Source organism: Deferribacterota bacterium (assembly GCA_034189185.1).
Classification (GTDB): Bacteria; Chrysiogenota; Deferribacteres; order Deferribacterales; family UBA228; genus UBA228.
Genome location: JAXHVM010000256.1, coordinates 1 through 2,000 on the forward strand (window position 1 = coordinate 1; position 2,000 = coordinate 2,000).

Genomic DNA, 2,000 nt, shown 5'->3' on the forward strand with positions numbered 1-2,000 from the left:
TCCAATGGCCTGTCATTTGGCCAAGCCTTTATTTAGCGCAATACTTATCAGTCAATCATTACTGTGAAGTTTTACCGTTTGAGCAGGAGGCTACTTCGCTCCTTAAACATCAAGTCTATATTTTTTTTTTTTTATTTATTTTTTTTTTTTTATTTTTTTTATTAGAGCATTAATTTCCATTCACACACAGGCAAAGACAATCCATTCTGTTCAGTTTCAAATTAGGTAAGGGATAACATACACATTTCTTTTCTCTTTCGGCCTCAAACTACAAACAATATTACCTAAACAATTAAAGGTTCCCATTTTTTTAAATATTTTTGGACTGTACAATGCCTTCTTGCAATTTCAAACTCTGTATTTCTAAGATAAGCAACTTTCCACTTGAAGGTTTGTATATCTGGATTTGAGCTGGTAAAGCGGCATTCATATATATATCTTTTGGCTAATAAAATAAGAGTGCACAATAAGGGGTCACTATTACTACAAACAATTAAAAATAAGTTGAGCGGTTCTGTGAGTACTGTATTGTACTTTTCTTTAAAATTATTCCAAAATCGCTTCACATGTTCACATTCCCAAAATAAATGAATTATATCTTCTTTTGCATTTTGACAAAATGTACAGAGATCCGATTCTAATATTTCCCACTTTTTCAACCAAAAATTATTTATTAATGCATCATGAAGAAATTTATATTGAAATTCGCGTGTTTTAGTGTCTATGGGTATGGTTAGTGCAATCTTATAGTACGTACTCCAGTTAGTTTCTATATTAGTATATCTAGCAATGCGAGGTGTATTAGTGATATCTCCACATTTTTGTTGTATCAAATTCTCATAAATAAATTTTGGTGTCACAACGGTCAAAGAGCGATTTAGGAAAGTTAGTTCTTCAGATTCTAAGTTAACTGACCGAAAGAATTCTTCTTCCCTTTGATTCTTTTTTAGGTGTTTAGTAACTGCAGATACCAACCCCGCCCACTTGAGAAAATCTTTATTTGGTATACCTTTAGCCTTCCAAAACGCAAAGTTTCTTAACTCCTTGTTTTCATGGTATAAATCGTCAGTGCATATTATGCCTACTTGTAAAAAAGTTGGGTAAAATACTGCTTTTCTTTGAATTAATATACTTTTGTTGTACCAAATTATTTGTGTTTTGCTTATTTCTGATGTATTGTTGAACCGGAACCATTCAGTCAAGATTTCTCTGTTAATAGGTGACAGGAGTTGTCTATTTGGCCACTGTTCTATGTCGAAGTTACAATGAAATATAATTTTATGATTTAGATCAGATTTTATCAGAGCATTTGTGAATAAAGTTTTCCATGCATTTTCACCTGGTGTTGTGTATTTTTTAATCCATATGCACCGTGAGGCTTGAACTATAGACTTGACATCTGGAACTTTTAGACCTCCATTTTCAATAGTATTATGCATTATATTTCTCTTAATTTTTGCTTTCTTGCTACCCCAAATAAATTTAAAGATCATTTGGTTAATTTCGTCTAAATATTTATCGGGGATAGTATTTACGCGTGTTGGATATGAAAATTGGGATATTATGAAGGTTTTAACTATTTGAGTCTTTCCTAAAAGGGTTAAGTTACGTGTTTGCCACAAGTTTAAAATCTGTTTACACTTTGTTATTTTCTCTTCAAAGTTTAGTCTATTGTTCTCTTCTTTATTGTAAGACATGTAAATTCCTAAAATTTTTAAGGGTTGATTTGACCATGAGATCCCGAGGGGTTTGGACTGGTTGTTTTTGTTTTTGCCTAGCCACATTCCTTCAGTTTTTTCTATATTAAGTTTTAGACCTGAGTGTTTGCCAAATTCGTCTATTGTTTTCAAAAATTCTTTTGCTGATTTAATGTCTTGTAGTATTCCTGAAGTATCGTCTGCATATTGCAAAATTTTTATTTCCGTGTCATTGATATTTATTCCTTTAATGTTTTTATTTTGTCTGATTAAATTTCCTAGAGTTTCCACGGCTAAGATAAA

General features: G+C 31.5%; 1 protein-coding gene. It reads right to left on the bottom strand.

Going from position 1 to position 2,000, the window contains the following annotated elements; translation table 11 throughout:
• Positions 1–284: 284 nt before the first annotated feature.
• On the bottom strand, positions 285–2,000 hold a 1,716-nt coding region (locus SVN78_10615; protein MDY6822057.1), incomplete at its 5' end, for a reverse transcriptase domain-containing protein.